Here is a 16,271-nt window from a genome sequence, read left to right on the forward strand (position 1 = left end):
CCCGAACAGTTGACCAGTGCCAGCTAGGCTCTGGACTGCGTATTTTCAGATCATGACCTGCAGGATCCCAAGGGGAGGGGACACGTTCCGATGCGAGTGCGGGCAACCGTAATCCGGGAAGGAGTCGCACCGCAGGACGCGGTCATCAACGTCGACGACGGTACGACCGCGGCCGAAGTCGCCGCGGCGGTGGAACGGCTCCGTGCGCGGGGCGGCCCCGCGTCGTTCGCGGCTCAAGGGGTGGTGACACCTCTCCCTGGTCAGGCCCCCTCGTGGCAGCGGCCCGCCGCCGAGGCCGGGCTGTGGGTGGACGGCAGGCTCTGCGCACCCGAGGCGAAGATCGGCAGCACGCTGCGGGACGGCGTGCGCCTCACCACCGACCCGTCCGTCGGCCCCTTCATGGTCAACGGCGAACCCGTCGGCAGGTACGAGGTCACTGTCAGCGGAGGTGCCGGGGCCGGCCGGGTGGCCCGCCTCTCCGCCGGGGTCAGCACGATCGGCTCGGCGCCCACCGCCACGCTCTCCGTCGAGGACCCCTACCTGGCGCAGTTGGCGGCCCGGGTGACCGTCGACGTCAAGGGGCGCGTGGAGATCGCTCCCTACGACGGCGTTGAACTGGTTCTCGACGACGAGCCGGTGTCCGCCCCGCAGGAGTGGCAGCCCGGTGTCCTGCTGAAGTCCGGCGAGTCGCTGTTCAGCCTCTCCGAGGTCGGCGAGCCCGACGCCCACCTGTCACCCGCGGGAGCGGGCGGTCTCGCCTACAACCGCCCACCGCGTCTGACCTCGCCCAGAGCCAACCCGCGGCTCGTCGTTCCCGCACCGCCGAAGAAGGACGAGGCACAGCGGTTCCAGCTCATCTCGGCGATCCTCCCCCTCTTCTTCGGGGTGGGCATGTACTTCGTCACCAAGATGATCTACATGTTGCTGTTCTGCCTGCTGTCACCCCTCATGATCTTCGGTCAGTGGGTCAGCGACAGGCGGCACGGCAAGAAGAAGTACCGGGCCGCCATGAAGGAGTACCGGCAGGCCAAGGCCGATCACGAGGCCGAGGTCGAGCGGCTGAGCGAACTGGACCAGCGCCGCAGGCGCGAGGCCTACCCGGACCCGGGCCAGCTCCTGCTGTTCGCCACCGGTCCGCGGCGGCGCCTGTGGGAACGGCGGATCACCGACCCGGACGCGATGCATCTGCGGGTCGGCTTCAGCGATCTCCGTGCGGAGATCGACGTCGCCAACGCCCGCAACGCCAGCTCGGACGCGGAGGATCCGGAGCCTCCGGTGGTCACCAACGTGCCGCTGACACTGCCGTTCGCGGAGCTCGGTGTGGTCGGCATCGCCGGCGACAGGGCGCGTGCGGTGGCCGGCGCCCGCTGGATGACCGCGCAGGCGGCCGTGCTGCACAGCCCCCGCGACCTGTCCATGGTGGTGCTCTCCTCGGCGGCGGACGCGGCGCAGAACTGGAGCTGGGCACAGTGGCTGCCCCACACCAGCCCTCAGCAGGGCCAGAACTGCGTCGCCCTGATGGGCACCGACGCGGAGTCCATCTCGCGCAGGGTCACCGAACTCCTCGCGGAACTCACCAGACGGCAGGCGGTGGCCAAGGAGAACGGCGGCCTGAACGCCCTGCGTCCCGACACGCAGGTGCTGCTCGTTCTCGACGGCGCCCGGTTGCTCCGCAGGGTCCCCGGTGTTCCCCAACTGCTCCAGGAAGGCCCGGCGCACGGGATCTTCGCGCTCTGCGTGGACGAGGACGAACGACTGCTGCCGGAGGAGTGCCGCACCGCGATCTGCTGGACCCTGGAGTCGGCCACCCGGGTCCACCTCCGCGGGTACGGATACGAGGCCGCCGGCGACGTACTGGCGGACCAGGTCTCCATCGCCTGGTGCGAACGCATGGCCCGCGCGCTCGCACCCGTCGTGGACGTGAGCCGTGACGACGCCGACAGCGCACTGCCCACGGCCGCCCGGCTGCTCGATCTGCTGGAGATGCCCAACCCCACGGGCGCCGACATCGCCAGGATCTGGCAGCGCGGCGGGGCGACCACGGCGGCACCGATCGGACTGGCCGCCGACGGCCCCTTCGTTCTGGACATCCGCCGGGACGGCCCGCACGCACTGATCGCCGGTACGACCGGCGCCGGTAAGTCGGAGCTGCTGCAGACCATCATCGCCTCGCTGGCCGTGGGCAACACCCCGGACGCCCTCAACTTCGTACTCATCGACTACAAGGGCGGCAGCGCCTTCCAGGACTGCGCACGGCTGCCGCACACCGTCGGCATGGTGAGCGACCTCGACGCCCATCTGACCGAGCGCGCACTCGCCTCGCTCGCCGCGGAGCTCCGCCGCCGTGAGGAGATCCTCTTCCATGCCGAGACCAAGGACATCGAGGACTACAACGACGCCCGCAGGCTGCGCCCCGACCTTGAGCCCATGCCACGGCTCATGCTGGTCATCGACGAGTTCGCCTCGCTGGTCGCGGAGCTGCCCGACTTCATCGCCGGCCTGGTGGACATCGCGCGGCGGGGCCGGTCGCTCGGCGTGCACCTCCTGCTCGCCACCCAGCGCCCGGCGGGTGTGGTCAGCCAGGACATCCGGGCCAACACCAACCTCCGTATCGCGCTGCGCGTCACCAACGGCGAGGAGTCGCGCGACGTCATCGACGCCCCCGACTCGGGCAACATCTCGAAGGCCACACCGGGCCGCTGCTACGTACGGTCCGGAGCCCAGTCACTCATCGGTGTGCAGTCCGCGCGCATCGGTGGACGGCGGCCCGGCCACGACACGGCACCCCAGGTCACGCTGAACTTCCTGGACTGGGTGGCCTACGGGCATCCGCCGCCGCGAGCCGCACAGGCGGACGGCGACGACGGCACCATGGTCACGGACCTGGCCGTGCTGGTGGAGGCCATCAGCGCGGGCGCGCAGCAACTCGGCTGCGCGCAACCCCGCAGCCCGTGGCTGCCGCCGATCCCCTCACAGGTACTCAACTCCGAGCTGCCCGCTCTGCCCGAGGCCGGGCCCGGCGCCGACACCGTCCGCCCGGTGGCCTTCGGACTCACCGACCTGCCGGCCCAGCAGGCGCGCGCGGCCCTCGCGCTCGACCTGGCCGACGGGGAGCACCTGATGATCGCGGGCGGTCCGCGCTCCGGGCGGTCGACCGCCCTGCGGACCGTCGCGGGGGCGCTCGCACAGAACTGCGCACCGAGCGACGTCCACCTCTACGGAATCGACTGCGGAGCCAACGCGCTGCTCCCGCTGACCAGCCTCCCGCACTGCGGTGCGGTCGTCACCCGTGACCAGACGGCCCGTGTCGACCGGCTGCTGGGGCGGCTTCTCGACGAGGTCACGCGACGGCAGATGTTCCTCGCGGAGAAGGGCCAGTCGAGCGCGGCCGAGCAGCGTGCGGCCGCCGAGCCCGAGGACCGCCTGCCGTGGATGGTCGTTCTGATCGACGGGTGGGACGCCTTCCGCCTGGCGTTCGAGAACTACGACTACGGACGTCTCGTCGAGGCGGCGAAGCGGCTGTTCCGCGAAGGTGCCGCCGTCGGCGTCAAGGTGGTCCTGGCCACCGACCGAAGCGGCCTGATGGGAGAGATCTCCAGCTCCTTCGCCGAACGGCTCGTGCTGAGGCTCGCCGACCCCCAGGACTATTCGTTCGCGGGCATCACCCCGAAGGACGTACCCAAGGAGGTGCCGTCCGGCAGGGCCCTCAAGGGGACCGACGACGGGGTGCAGGAGAGCCAGATCGCGCTGCTCGCGGAGAACCCGAGCGGACAGGCGCAGGTGGCGGCACTGCAGGAGATCGCACGGGTGGCGGCGCAGACCTGGCCCCGCCCGGCCCAGCACCAGCGGCCCATCCGGGTCGACGTACTGCCGGCGCGGCTCAAGGCCTCCGAAGCCATGGCGCTGCAGCCCGACTTCGTTCCGCCGTCGGACCTGTGGGCCCTCTTCGCGGCCGGCGGGGACGAACTGTCGCCGCTCGGCATGGACTTGGAGGAGGCGGGCCCCGGCTTCGTCATCTCGGGGCCGCCGAAGTCGGGGCGCTCAAGCACCCTGGTGGTGGCGGCGATGTCCTTGCTGAGCCGTGGCACCGAGGTCGTCCTGATCACGCCGAGGCGTTCCCCCCTGCGGGACCTCGCCTCCGAGCCCGGTGTCCTCGGGACGCTCGACAGCGAGGGGTCGGCGGACGACCTCCAGGCGCTGACGGGCAGCGCGCGGGGGCCGTACGTCATCCTGGTGGACGACGCCGAGCTGATCTACGACACACCGCTCGACGAAGCCCTTGAGGAGGAACTGCGCCGCGGTATGGACGGCGGCCTCGGTCTGATCATGGCGGGCGCGGTCGACACGCTGTCCTCCCAGTACCGGGGTTCCGTGGTGCAGGCACGGCGCTCACGCAACGGCCTGCTGCTCTCTCCACAGGGCACGGCGGACGGCGAGATGTTCAACATCCGCGTGTCGTCGAACAGCGGCGGCGGCCCGACCGGCCGCGGACTGTTCGTCCGGAGCGGGGAGGCCATGCCGGCGCAGGCGGTGCTGCCGGGCTAGGGCTTCTTCGGCGGAGACCGGGCCGACGGTGGACGGCTGTCGCCCGGCTGAGGGCTGACGGCTGAGGGGGGCCAACGCATTCGGGCCGGACAACCTACAGGTTGTCCGGCCCGAATGCGTGTGCTCGATTGCTCGATGTGGGGTCGACTTCCCCCTCATCAACGACCGTTGAGCAACTAGTCGTTGATGGTGTCGTTCGCCTGGGCGGCGTCGCTGGTCTCCTTGCGGGCATTCTCAAGAGACGTGACGAAGTTCTGCAGCTGCGGCTTGAGCTTGTCCCATTCCTCCCGGAATCGGTTGGCTCGGCCACCCTTCCAGAACTCCTCACTGTGACTCGTGCCCGTGGAGATGGCACGAATCAGGTCGTCGAGGTTCCCGTGCTGAGTCTTGAAGGTGGTGGAAAGACTCCGGAGTCGTGTGGTATCTGCGCCCTTTAGCGTCATGACTGCCTCCCCGTGTATCGATAGCCAGACGAACCTTCGGTCCGCCGGACCCGATGCTATCGCAATGGGTGTAGCCACGTCATCGGCCCGAGGCTCCTTGCTTGCGGTACTGGAAGCTCCTTATTGTTGGTTCCCTGTAGACGACAAATATTTCCGAACTGCAACTTGATGCCGCACTGGAGGCGCACGTGGGCGATACGAACGAGCAGCCGAAGGTCGATAACCCTTATCGAACTCAGCTGGAGACGCTGAAGAGTAATCTCGTGGAGGAGGTCAAAGAGCTCAAAAAATGCCTTAAGACGGCATCTCAGGATGTTGGGGACAAAAAGAAATCCTGGGTCGGCAAGACGGCCAACAAGTGGCACGACGAAATCGAAGGTAACCGCGGCCGCATGATCAGGGAGATCGACAAGCTCATCCCGGCGGTGCAACGGAGGATCGACTCCCTGCCCGAGAAGGTGTCGCCGTCCGAGGCGAAGATGATGCGGATGGATCTGCGTTGACGACGCGGAGCGGCGTTGACACTGAACAAGCTGAAGCAACCGCACGGTACGGGGGACATTTTTATGGCAGGCGATGAGGACGGTTTCTCCGGCATCGACCCGGAACAGCTGGCCAAGACGATCCAGTCTCTCCAGAAGGACCAGGAGAAGCTGAAGTCCAGCGCGACGTGGATCAAGTCGAGTTTCGAGCGATACGGCGTCGAAACTGACCCGCTGACCGAGCTGCTCGCCATCGCCGGCTGGTCCGAGAACCAACTCCCCATGCTCAGACGCCGCCACCACCTCTCCATCGCCGAGGATGAGAAGTACGGCCACGGCTACAAGGGAATGGTGCGGATCAAGGAGAGCATGGTCGGTCAGACCAAGCAGTCCCAGGCGAATGGGAAGAAGCTGGGGGATGATTTCAAAGAAAAGCTTGAGAACGGGGAGGAAATTACTCCAGAAATGTTCGCAGACCTACGTGCGAACGAATCGGACGCCGACTATGTGAAGTCCTTCTACGACGTGCTCGGTTCGCGGAACCTGCTGTGGATGTCCCAGGAAATGGGGGACCGCAACAGTGATTTCTACAAGGATGACGCCGAGCAGCGGGAGAAGGACCGTAAAGTGATTGCCGACACCTTCGGTACGTATACGAAGGTGGCTTTTGAGGGCAAGACGCCCAAGGAGAAGCAGCGGGCGTGGAATAAATGGTTCGACGATTCTGCGGTTGACGAGCACTTTGGGTTCCGGCCGGACCGCCTGACTCCGCTGCTCCGTGGTGGGTCACATGACAAGGACTTCCTTGTGGCGTTCGGTGACCGTGTGTTCAGCAAGGATGCCAAGACCAACGAGAACCAGTTCCTCGGAAACAGTGGAATTGGTGAGGGGGAATGGAGCAAGGACGGCTACGAGCAGCTGTTCGACGCCATCTCACGGAACTCTGAAGCTTCCGGTGAGTGGATGGATCACAATCCGGACGGCGTCCAGTCGATGCTGTACTCCACGGGCCCCTGGAAGGTCGATGAACCAGCAGAGCGTGGAGTAGCTTTCCTCAATATTCTGCAGGCAGGAAGCGTGACGCTGCGGAAGGACAACCCGGCGCTGGCGGAGAAGAACGCCGCACGGCTGATCTATGAGAATTATCAGCACAGCAAGGGCGATTTGAAGAACGTACATCCGATCGACGGTACGTCCGCCGTTTACACCAGCATCCTGACCTCTTACTGGAAAGACGTCGAGCACAGTGTGACGTCGCCTGTGAGCAATAATTTGTGGAGTGGCGGAAAGGAGTGGAGCGACAAGTCCTATTTTGCCGGGCAGGATAAGAAGCGTGCAGGTCTTGAGTTTTCCCAGGACATGTGGGGAGCGCTGACGGTGGAAGCCGGTCGCGACCCCCGGGGTGCTGGAATCATCGGAGCACTTTTCCAGGGGTACAACGAGAAGATGATCGCGCAGGAGAACGACATCAACCCGCATCGTACGGGTGACTCTGTGCGCTATATCTCGGCGCAGAAGGGGATGATGCAACGCTTCTACTACGAGAACATGCGCACCGTTGCCGATCAACTGGGCGCAGAGCGCGACAAGTGGGTTGAGGACACCAACGCGTTCCGCGACGGCCTGATTGACCAAGTGACGGGTGTGGCAATGGGTGCTACCGGCGGAGCGGGTATGGCGGGCGCCAAAGGCGCTGCTATCGGCGCTGCTTATGGGATGGTGTCAGACGTCCTTACGGTTTGGATAAAGGATGGAGTCCATGTCGATGCATCGAACGCACCGGCTGCTCTTCGGCACCAGATCGAAGGCGTGAAAAAGGCGACCATCGACACGAGTTGGCAGACCTCTTACCAGGATCAGGCGAACGACCTCCTACGCGAGAAGAACGGTGGTTTCGACGCGAGGTACATCCCGGAAGTCGAGGTATGGAAGGTGGACGGAAGTCATGAGACGTACACCGGAAACCCGAAACAATATATCAAGGGAGACTCGTCGCGAAACTTCCTGACGAAGGATGGAGTCGTGATGGATCCGGAAAAGATGTCACCCAGGCAACGCACGGCCTATGGCGAATGGCTGCGCGACCCTGCCGTGGTCCAGAAGGTGTACACGCCATTTTCCGACGGCCGTAACGCCTGGGACTGGCCCGGCCAGAACGACTAGTGCTGTACAGAATGTATTTCTCGGTGCAGAGGCGAAAACAGGAGGCAGTGTGTTCGAGAAAAAGGCAGGGAAGTCCGAGGATATGGCGCCGGTCGTCGGCCGGAAATCTGTCGTGATGACTTGCCTTGCCGTTGTGCTGTTCGGGGCCGCGGCGTGCGGGGATGAAGCAGGAGCAGAACCGTTGAGTAAGTCACAGATCTCCCGCGCGGTGCTGAGTCAGGGAGATGTACCGGGATACAATTTCTTCGACGAATCACGTGCCGAGACGGATAAGTCGGCACGAGCGGACAAGAAGGCTTGTCAGCCCATTGTCGCGTTCGCTATTGCTCCCGAGATGTCAGCGTATGACAAACGCTCGGCACGTCAGAGAATCACCAAGAGTGAGAAGCCGGATGCCGACTATCAGCTCATTTTGACAAGTGCTGAGTCGGAGGCGGCGGCTCAGGACGCATTGAAGGACCTCAAGAGCGCTGTCACGGCTTGTTCTTCGGGATTCAATCTCACGTATTCGGGTCAGACGAACAAGGTTCGGCGAGTCACCTCCGACAAGACGTCGTCCGGCAGTCAAATCAATATCTTGTTCGAGTATCAGGCGGGAATGAAGATCCGATATGTCGTAATGCGGGAGGGGGCGACCCTGGTCAGAATCTCTGCTGCCACCCGGTACGCAAACGAATTCGTCACCGTGCCGAAGCGAATATCTGAAAAGCAGTTTCAGAAGCTGCGGAAAGTAGCGGAATGACGGGCCGTCCCCGAGGCGCGTCATTTGATGTGAAATGCGATACCTTTAGAGCTGAATGCGGTGGTGGATTTTGCTCCCTTGAGTCGTGCCGTGAGCTGAATCTGCCCCTGCCACGAGCCCGCGCGAAGATCTCCTGTTTCCTTGATTCGGAAATGTAGCGGCTTGCTTTCATCACGTGACAGGCCGATGTCGGAGACGAGCGCCGCGTCATCCTCCAGACTCTGGACGGCGTCGGAGGTCGGAGTGGGGCCGGGGGAGGGAATCTTCAATTCCTTCCAGCCGTTCGCTGTCTTCCACTGGACAGACAGGGCGGAAGTGGATTCGGCAGCTCTGCAGTCGCCTTCGACGTCTTCGCACAGGAAGGCCAGGATCTGGATCTTCGGGTAGTCCACCGCGGAGCGATTCTTCACCGAGAAGTCGTACTCGGACCAACCGCCTCCTCGCTGCACGTACTCGGCCCCCGAATCCTCCGCGACCTGAAAATTGGTCAATCGTGCTGATCCATGGGCGACGGCCACTGACGTGCGTGCTTTGCTTATCCTGGCGGTCACGCCGATGGACTGACCGCTGTCAGTGGGACGCATTCCAGGGGTCAGGCGCAGGTTGAATGTACTGCGGCCTGAAGGCAATGCGGTCTGAAACGTGCCGCTGAGATCCTTGTTGCTGCCGGCGGCCTTCGACGAGAGACGGAGAGTCTTCCACGATGAGGATCCGAGGTCCTGGTATTCAATGGCGACGTCACCCTTGGGTGCGTGCTGCAAGCTGATGGAAAGACTGACGTCGACGTTGCTTCGTTTTGATTCGCTGTTGTCCACGGCGAGAGCCAGCGGTCCCGGCTCTCCCCTCACGAAGTCGGACGAACTCTCGATTTTCATCCATACAGGGCTTGTGGAGGGCTGGCCCTCGTCGTGCGGCTCCTCGCTCGTGCACGAGGCGAGAGCTGCGATCGACAGTGCCGCGACCATCGCTCGGCTGTGGCGCATCTCGTTCCGATCCGTTCGGTGATGTGAACGCCAAGAGCGTTGGCGATCCTCGGTCAGCTCTTGCGGCGCACGATACGTAGTCCCACCGCGTCCTGCTGTTCGACGTCGCTGTCCGTTGCCAGATGGATAGGTACGAACACGACTGTCCAGTAGAAGCCGAAAAGCCAGCGGCCGGTGAGGCGGAGGAAGCGGGGGTGCCCGCCGTCCGAGGCCCGGACCACACGCAGGCCTGCCACCAGCTTCCCCAGGCTCGCCCGGGTCGCCAGCGTGAGCAGGACGTGGTTCACGAAGGAGACGCTCAGGGCCGCGCCGAGCGCCGCACCCCACACCGCGGGGGACTGCGGTCGGAGTTCGACCACTCCGTCGACCACCTTCACGCCGGTCGCGGCGCCGGCGGCGAGGCCGCACATCAGGGCGGTGAGCGCGTCGACGACCGCCGCGGTGATCCGGCGTACCGGGGTGGGGGCCGGGACGCGAGTGGGGGTGCGTTGCTGGTTGGCCACGGCGCTAGTTTCCGGTTCCCGTCTTCTTCTTGTCCGCCTCTTCCTGCTCCACGCGCTTGAGCGCCTTGTCTATGGCGGCGCGGGCATTGGCCACGGCGTCAGTGATCTGCTTCTTGTGGCCGGACCACTCGCCGCGGAAACGCTCGCTCTTGGGGCCCGTCCAGGTGCCGGTGCCACAGAGGTGCTGGACGTTGTCGACGGAGCGCTCCAGTTCGTCCGCGTACTTCTTGAGGAGACGTACGTCCTCTCGGCAGTCGCTCTCTCTGGACATGTTTCCTTCCTCAGCTGGTGGCGGCCGGGGTGATCAGCTTGGTGATCGCCCTGTGTAGTGATGTCTTGCCGACGGCACGCGCCTCGATGCCGGTCGGGGCGTTCGGCTTCTCGACGTACACCGTCCACAGGTCCTTGTCGGTGGCGTACGTCGTGAGGAGGGGGCCCGGGGCGTCGGCGAGGAGGACCGTCTGGCCGACGACGAGCGCGTTGTTGATGGCCTCGCCGAGGGCACGGCCGACGTTGTCGTCGCTGATCTGCTCGGGCGTGATCTGCTGGACGCGGCTGTCCTTGTCGGCGACCTCGAACGGGTCGATGAAGAGCTGCACCATGTCCGCCGCGTCCTTGGCGGAACTGGCGAGGGTGAACATGTGCAGGCCGCCGCCCGTCACACGCTCCACGAGGTACAGGTCCTCGGCGTGTATGTAGACCAGCATGTGTGTGACACCGCTCGACGTGTGCTGTTCAACCGCCAGCGCGCGGGCGGCGGTTCGCCGCAAGGTCAGGGCGAGACTCACCTCGGGGGTGATGCGCATGTCGAGGTCCACCCCGGACGGGACGGAACCGGGGTCCGTGCCGTCGGCGGGGACAGTGGCACCGGAAGCCGCATCGCCGGACTGAGAACTCGCGAACGCCGCTCGCAGCACGGCGTCGAGTTCGTCGATGTTGGTGACCTCGACCGCCTCCCGCGAGACGAGGGACCGCAGCGCCGTGGCATAGACCCAGTCGCGCTCCTGACCGGAGAGCTCGGTGATCCGTGGGGTGGGAGCGATGCATTCGGTCAGCGAGTCGGGATCGAGAATGGCGATCTCTTCGTCGGTGAGCCTCAGGAGGGGCTGGGTTCCCCCTTCGGAGAGCGCCTCGGCCAGGATTCCGCGGAACTCCTGGAGTTCCATGTCGATTTCAGGGCTTTTCATGACTGTTAGTCCGATGCTCGCTTACCAGAAGCTGTATTTGCGGATGGCGTTGGGGACCAGGTTGGTGACGGCACTCTTGGCACCGGCGACGATCTCGGCGCCCTTGTCCTTGATGTCGTTGCCCCACTCCTTGGTGGCCTTCCAGGCCTCCTTGGCGCCGTCCTTGATGTCGTCCCCCCACTTGTCCCAGGCCCAACTGCCCAGGAAGTAGGCCCCGGCCACGCCAAGGGCGACCCAGCCTACGACGGGGACCGCGGCGGCCACGGCCGCGGACGCGCCCAGGGCTGTGGCCATGCCCGCGCCACCCAGTACGGCCACGGCACCCGCGGCCTGGACGCCGCCCATGCCGCGGTCGGCCCAGCCCTGCGCGCCGTCGTGCGTGGGGAGGAACATCTCCTTGACGCCGCTCACCACGGCCAGCGGAAGAAAGACACGCGTAGCGAGAAAACCGGTCCCGGGCGCCTTGGAGAAGAGCTTCGCGGCGTAGGGGATCTTGAGGCGCATGGCGGTGTTCCGGACCGCCTGCTGCCACTTCCAGGGCTCCTTGTACCAGTTACGGATCCGCTGGTCCTTGAGGAGCTCCTGCAGGAGTTCGCCGCGCTTTGCCGCGGTGCGCGCGGCCGGAGAACCGAAGTACTTGTTGAGTTCCCAAACGGCGCGTGCGCCTGCCACGTTCTGCCCCTGGGCCCACCTCTGGTAGAGGTGCATGGACGCTTCGATGGCCGTGGGAATCTTGAGAATCTTGAAGGGCGTCTTGATGTCCTTGAGGGTGCCCTCCTTGAACTCCTTCCACGTCTCCAGTGCGCCGGCAAGACCGGCGAAAGTGAGAACCGCCTCCGGGTCGTCCAGGGACAGCCCCAGGCGACGACGGATGTCCTTGGCCTCGTCCTGCGCCCAGGATGCCTTCTTGGGGAAGTCGGAGACGCCTTCCGCCTTCGCTTCCCATTTCGCGAGAATGTTGCTGATCAAGCCGCCCTGGATGGAGAGAGTTCCTCCCAGTACGTCGACGGCGGCAGCCAGTTTCGGCGCCTGGACATCGTCCATTCCCTTGAAGCCCACTAAGTGATCCTTTTCTGCTTCGCTCTAGGGCGTGCCAATTCCCTGCCGAGGGTCAGTGGCATGACTCTTCAGAGCGCGAGGTGGCCGGCTTCCGCTGCATCGTCGCCGGACCTGTCGTGCTCGCTACCGCGGGCCGTCAGTGGTGGGGCTGCGGCAGCTGCGGGCGTGGCAGCAACGGGCAAGGAGTGGCGCTTCACTGTGAACCCCCGTGAGACAAAGATGCAGTCAAGAGCAATGACGGTATCCGTGGGGCGATCGGTTTCGCTACAGCGAAGTTCCTTGCACCGCTGGGCAGACATGGATGAAGCAGGGCAAGTCGTGAGGGGATGTGGCGCGATCGTGTCTGGGCCCACGGGCGTGTGGTCCATCGGCAAGCCTTCGGCAGGACCGCGGCAGGACCGAGGCAGGGCTGGTGTCGCGGTGACGCGACCGCAGCATGTAGATGCTGTGAAGCAGTGCGGGTGAAACGCTCTTTGCTTCCCTGTACAGCAACGTGTACTTACGACCTGCTGTGTCGGGGGATTACAGCTATCAGGAGTTGCTCCGCTGCACAGGAAGACCGCGGTGCGCGTTGCCGTGCCCGTCGCCGTACTCGCCTTTTCGCTGACCGCGTGCGCGTGCGCGTGCGCGTGCGCGTGCGGTGGCGGTGACGACGACGGCGCAGACGCCAAGCCGAAGCAGGCGGGGTCGCAGGCTGCGGCCGTGGCGTCGGAGTCCCCGGCCGAGGCTGCGCCCGGCGGCGCTCTCGATGCCGGCCAGAGCGCCACGAAGTATGTCTGGGCGTTCCCCGGCAAGTAGGCCTGGGGCGGTCCCCGTCCTCAGCTCGGCAGCTTGGACGGGAGGTCGCATTTGGCGTCCTTGTGGGCCTGACGGGCGAAGTCTGTCGCCAGGTCGATGAGAGTCTGGCGTGCTTCCTTGTCTGAGGTTTCTAGCGGTTTCAGGGCGTCGGCGAGGACGGTCATGTTCCAGGGTTGCTTGCTGGTCTTCTCGCTGGCGTAGCAGGGGACCCAGATCGCGGCCACTTCCGCATTGGAGACGCCCTTGAGGCCGGCGGCGAAGTAGGTGGTCTTGCCCCCAGAGTTCGGTGGGATTTCTGTCTCAGCCCACTGTTTCCAGGGTCTGGCCGATCCCATCTCGGCTGCCAGGATGAGGAGGGATTCGGAGGCATCGCCAGTTACGGTGCAGGTGCTCCTGAATTCCCAGTTCCGATCTGGTCTCCAAGTCCCGTTGAAGCTGTAATTCGGGGCCCGAGGTAGCACAGAGTCGAGAATCTCGGCGGTCTTCTCCCTGCCAGGCACGTGAGTGCACACGTCGTCGGCCCGAACGTGGCCATGCCTCTCGAAGCTTCCGAGCAGGTGGGCGAGGATCAAGGTCGCGGCGGTAGCTGCGGCCATTCCGCCGTAGACGAGGGGCCTACGAAAACGTCCGAAGTCGTTCGCTTCCGTCGAGGGTGTTGAGCCTGCGGAAATTCCGTACTCCTCTTTGCGCGACAAGTTTCGGAGTTTTGGCGTCAGTTCGGGAGCTTGGACGGGAGGTCGCACTTGGCGTCCTTGTGGGCTTGGCGGGCGAAGTCTGTCGCCAGGTCTTTGAGGATCTCGCGGGCTTCTTTGTCCGAGGCGTCGAGGGGTTTCAGGGCGTCGGCGAAGACGGTCATATTGTACCTCGATTTGCTTGTTTTTTCGTGCGCATAGCAGGGTACCCAGATGGCGGCGAATTTGGAATTGTAGATTCCCTTGAGCCCGACATTGAAGTAATCGAACTTACCGCCGGAATTCCGTGGAATGTGAGTCTTGATCCACTCCTGCCATGACTTGTCGGGCCCTGCTTTGGCGTCTAGGTAGAAGAGGGCGTTATCGTTTTCATCTCTAATGCCGCATCGGCTCCTGAAACCCCAGTCCGCGTCCGGCCTCCACGTCTGTTCGAAGTCGTATCTGGAAGCCTCGGGAAGCGCGGAGCTGAATACCTTGGCGACCTCTGGTCGATTGGGTACGTTGCGGCAGATGTCTTCGGCCTTGATATCCCCGCGCTTCTGGAAGATCCCAAATAGGTAGGCGATAGTCAGGGCTGCGCCGACAACCGCGATCACCACGCCGTAGATGAAGGTTTTCCGTAGGAATTTACGGTCGCTCGGAGGCAATGTTGATCATCCATTCAATTTCAAGCCGAACCGCTACTCGGCAGCTACACGCTTGTCAATCAGAGGGACTGCATCGGCAAAACCCCTGCCTGCCTGGTCACCAGCCCTGGATGCAGCCGAATCATCACCGGTTGCAGCCCTGACGGAATATTGGGTCGTCAGGATTGCTGAGCGTTCACTCTGTGCTGTGTTCTTCACGTTCTGGTAGACCTGCTCCTTTCGTTGCTCTCCGTCATCGCCAAAACCGTCGAGGATACCGCTGAAAATTTCTCCTGCTGCTGTTCCGGCGAGGCCACCCGCGACAACGCCGCCGGGACCGGTGAATGGAGTCATCGCAATGGCTGTCGCACTGCCGACCAAGGAGCCTCCCCACGTGCTTGCGTGGTCTTTCCATGCGCTGCTTTGTGCGGCCGAATCAGCGCTGTCTTTATCGGCCTGGAAGTGTTGCCCCGCACCAATCACGCCCTGGAACAGGCCGGTTCCGTAGGTGATTTTATCGATGGCGGCATCAGCCGGTTGCGGGTAGGTGCTAGGGTGTTTTACCTGGGCTTCCATCAGTGCGGCGGCGTATACGTGTTGAGAGACCATGAGTCGCTCATATCCTTCTCCATTTCGGGACACCGCATATAGGAACCGTACAGTATCTGCTGTATCCATTTCTGCCGCTGTTCCGGAAGTCGGATATAGTTTGTCCCCGTACATGATGTCTGCATCCAGAGCACGTTGCATATCCGGCATGTACTCGGCGGAGATGTTCGCGAAACTGTCCGAAAAATACTCGTGATTGCGCAGGAGGTCCTGATCCTCGGATACTGATCTCACCAGGGATTCGAACAATTTGGCTTGGGCTTCTGAGTGTTTTACGTCCTCTGTTGTGGCCTCTTCGCCCGGGCGATGGCCCGTCATTGCTGCTTCTAGTGCGTGGCCCAGGGAGTTGCGGCCCGTCACGCTCTCCTCGCCCGGCTTGCTGTCGTTTGGCCACTCTCGGGATTCGAAGAGGTATTTGAAGTTCGACTCTGGCTTGCCTGCCTCGTTCTTCTGCTTCGCTGTGAAGAACACCGTTGCCGCGGCCGGGCTGTTCGACAGGGCCTTCATGTAGCCCGTGAGGGGATCGTTGCCCTTGTCGTTGCCCACGTGGTTGAGCCTGCCCGTGGCTCCCCACGCGGGGCCGGGGCCGTCCAGGACCTGCTTGTCTTCCTTGATCAGCGCTGTTCCGTAGTTTTCGAGGAACTTGTCGTCGTAGTCGCCGAAGCGCATCAGGTTGCTCATGACAAGGAAGCCTTTGGGGCCACCCGAGCTGCCGTACGGGGGAGGGCCCGGTTCTGCGATCGGGTCGCCTCCGAGCACGACCATGTCCTTCTTCCACCGCACCATCGCCGGTGCGGTGGAATTGGTCGCCGCCGCAACGGTGAGGCTCAGGTTCCTCTGTACGTCGTCGAGGGCGTCGGAGCTTTTGAAGTCCGAGGGGCGACCGTATCCCGGAGCGCTGCCCAGGTTGCTCATCCCGTACCAGAGCTGCAGCGTCTTTCTCGCTCCCAGGGCCCCTACGACCTTCTCGGCGAAGGGGTACTGGTCGTGGTTGAGGGCGAAGAGGGTGTTCAGTTCGGAGAGTTCTGCAGGGGAAAGGTCTTCGGGGTCCTTCTTCGCGAGCTTCGTCGCGCGCTTCGCATCCTTGGCCGCCGCGGCGTTGGCGGCCCGGGTCACGTTCGCCTCGTTGATCTGCACCATGCCCTTGAAGGCGGAAAAGGGGCTGTTGTCCATGTTCATGGACAGGTGGTAGCGCCTCTTCAGCATGGGCAGTTCGTCCCGGGCCCAGCCGGCCACGTGCAGGATGTCCTGCAGTTCCTCGGCGCCCACGCCGTAGTGGGCGAGTTCCGTCTTGTAGTAGGACGCCCGGTCCTGGAGTTTCTCCTGGTCCCGCTGTACGGAGTCGATCGTGCCCTTTAGCGCGTCCGGGTCAATGCCCGAGAAGACACTCCCGCCGCTTGAACTGTCAGCCTTGTCCATGCCCACTGTCCCCGTTCGCA

13 protein-coding genes are annotated in these 16,271 nt (G+C 64.0%); 4 read left to right on the forward strand and 9 right to left on the reverse strand.

From position 1 onward, the window contains the following. The first annotated feature begins 90 nt into the window (after positions 1-90). A complete protein-coding gene (locus C6Y14_RS34865) occupies positions 91-4,545 on the forward strand; it encodes an FtsK/SpoIIIE domain-containing protein (protein WP_107020881.1) in 4,455 nt (1,484 codons plus the stop codon). Between the two features lie 176 nt (positions 4,546-4,721). Here C6Y14_RS34865 and C6Y14_RS34870 read toward each other — a convergent pair whose 3' ends face one another. Beyond that, positions 4,722-4,988 carry a WXG100 family type VII secretion target gene (locus tag C6Y14_RS34870; RefSeq protein WP_107020882.1) on the reverse strand — a complete coding sequence of 89 codons (267 nt, stop codon included), beginning with the start codon at positions 4,986-4,988 and terminating at the stop codon, positions 4,722-4,724. 188 nt (positions 4,989-5,176) lie between these two features. On the opposite strand from C6Y14_RS34870, the gene C6Y14_RS34875 reads away from it, so the two are divergent. The 3 genes from C6Y14_RS34875 to C6Y14_RS44310 are packed head-to-tail and all read left to right on the forward strand — an operon-like array spanning position 5,177 to position 8,375. After that, positions 5,177-5,491, forward strand: coding sequence for a hypothetical protein (locus tag C6Y14_RS34875; RefSeq protein WP_199854971.1), 315 nt, complete (start codon positions 5,177-5,179; stop codon positions 5,489-5,491). Positions 5,492-5,506: 15 nt separating this feature from the next. Continuing rightward, positions 5,507-7,633, forward strand: coding sequence for a hypothetical protein (locus C6Y14_RS34880; RefSeq protein WP_225891433.1), 2,127 nt, complete (start codon positions 5,507-5,509; stop codon positions 7,631-7,633). Positions 7,634-7,682: 49 nt separating this feature from the next. Further along, on the forward strand, positions 7,683-8,375 hold the full coding sequence (locus tag C6Y14_RS44310) for a hypothetical protein (protein WP_159074377.1): 693 nt from the start codon (positions 7,683-7,685) through the stop codon (positions 8,373-8,375). 20 nt (positions 8,376-8,395) lie between these two features. Here the strand turns inward: C6Y14_RS44310 and C6Y14_RS44315 are convergent, their stop codons facing one another. The 8 genes from C6Y14_RS44315 to C6Y14_RS34925 all read right to left on the reverse strand — a co-directional run bounded on the left by C6Y14_RS44315 (position 8,396) and on the right by C6Y14_RS34925 (position 16,251). Next, a complete protein-coding gene (locus C6Y14_RS44315; RefSeq protein WP_159074378.1) occupies positions 8,396-9,340 on the reverse strand; it encodes a hypothetical protein in 945 nt (314 codons plus the stop codon). Positions 9,341-9,411: 71 nt separating this feature from the next. Continuing rightward, positions 9,412-9,861: an RDD family protein gene (locus C6Y14_RS34890; protein ID WP_107020885.1), complete on the reverse strand. Its 450-nt coding sequence runs from the start codon at positions 9,859-9,861 to the stop codon at positions 9,412-9,414. Positions 9,862-9,865: 4 nt separating this feature from the next. Beyond that, positions 9,866-10,132, reverse strand: a complete 267-nt coding sequence (locus C6Y14_RS34895; RefSeq protein WP_107020886.1) for a hypothetical protein — start codon at positions 10,130-10,132, stop codon at positions 9,866-9,868. A 10-nt stretch (positions 10,133-10,142) separates the two neighbouring features. Then, positions 10,143-11,048 (reverse strand): hypothetical protein, encoded by a 906-nt coding sequence (locus tag C6Y14_RS34900; protein WP_107020887.1) that lies wholly within the window; start codon positions 11,046-11,048, stop codon positions 10,143-10,145. Positions 11,049-11,069: 21 nt separating this feature from the next. Continuing rightward, positions 11,070-12,107 (reverse strand): hypothetical protein, encoded by a 1,038-nt coding sequence (locus tag C6Y14_RS34905; protein ID WP_107020888.1) that lies wholly within the window; start codon positions 12,105-12,107, stop codon positions 11,070-11,072. An 818-nt stretch (positions 12,108-12,925) separates the two neighbouring features. Further along, a complete protein-coding gene (locus C6Y14_RS34915) occupies positions 12,926-13,600 on the reverse strand; it encodes a hypothetical protein (protein WP_225891434.1) in 675 nt (224 codons plus the stop codon). A gap of 17 nt (positions 13,601-13,617) precedes the next feature. Then, positions 13,618-14,196: a hypothetical protein gene (locus C6Y14_RS34920; protein WP_225891435.1), complete on the reverse strand. Its 579-nt coding sequence runs from the start codon at positions 14,194-14,196 to the stop codon at positions 13,618-13,620. Between the two features lie 81 nt (positions 14,197-14,277). Continuing rightward, positions 14,278-16,251, reverse strand: a complete 1,974-nt coding sequence (locus C6Y14_RS34925; RefSeq protein WP_107020890.1) for a DUF6571 family protein — start codon at positions 16,249-16,251, stop codon at positions 14,278-14,280. Positions 16,252-16,271: the final 20 nt, after the last annotated feature.

The sequence above is a fragment of the Streptomyces dioscori genome (genome assembly GCF_003024195.1).
GTDB classification, from domain to species: domain Bacteria; phylum Actinomycetota; class Actinomycetes; order Streptomycetales; family Streptomycetaceae; genus Streptomyces; species Streptomyces dioscori.

Coding starts and splice junctions, on each gene's coding strand:
- C6Y14_RS34895 (WP_107020886.1), bottom strand. CDS start 10,132: ATGTCCAGAGAGAGCGACTGCCGAGAGGACGTACGTCTCCTCAAGAAG.
- C6Y14_RS34900 (WP_107020887.1), bottom strand. CDS start 11,048: ATGAAAAGCCCTGAAATCGACATGGAACTCCAGGAGTTCCGCGGAATC.
- C6Y14_RS34870 (WP_107020882.1), bottom strand. CDS start 4,988: ATGACGCTAAAGGGCGCAGATACCACACGACTCCGGAGTCTTTCCACC.
- C6Y14_RS34925 (WP_107020890.1), bottom strand. CDS start 16,251: ATGGACAAGGCTGACAGTTCAAGCGGCGGGAGTGTCTTCTCGGGCATT.
- C6Y14_RS44315 (WP_159074378.1), bottom strand. CDS start 9,340: ATGGTCGCGGCACTGTCGATCGCAGCTCTCGCCTCGTGCACGAGCGAG.
- C6Y14_RS34865 (WP_107020881.1), top strand. CDS start 91: ATGCGAGTGCGGGCAACCGTAATCCGGGAAGGAGTCGCACCGCAGGAC.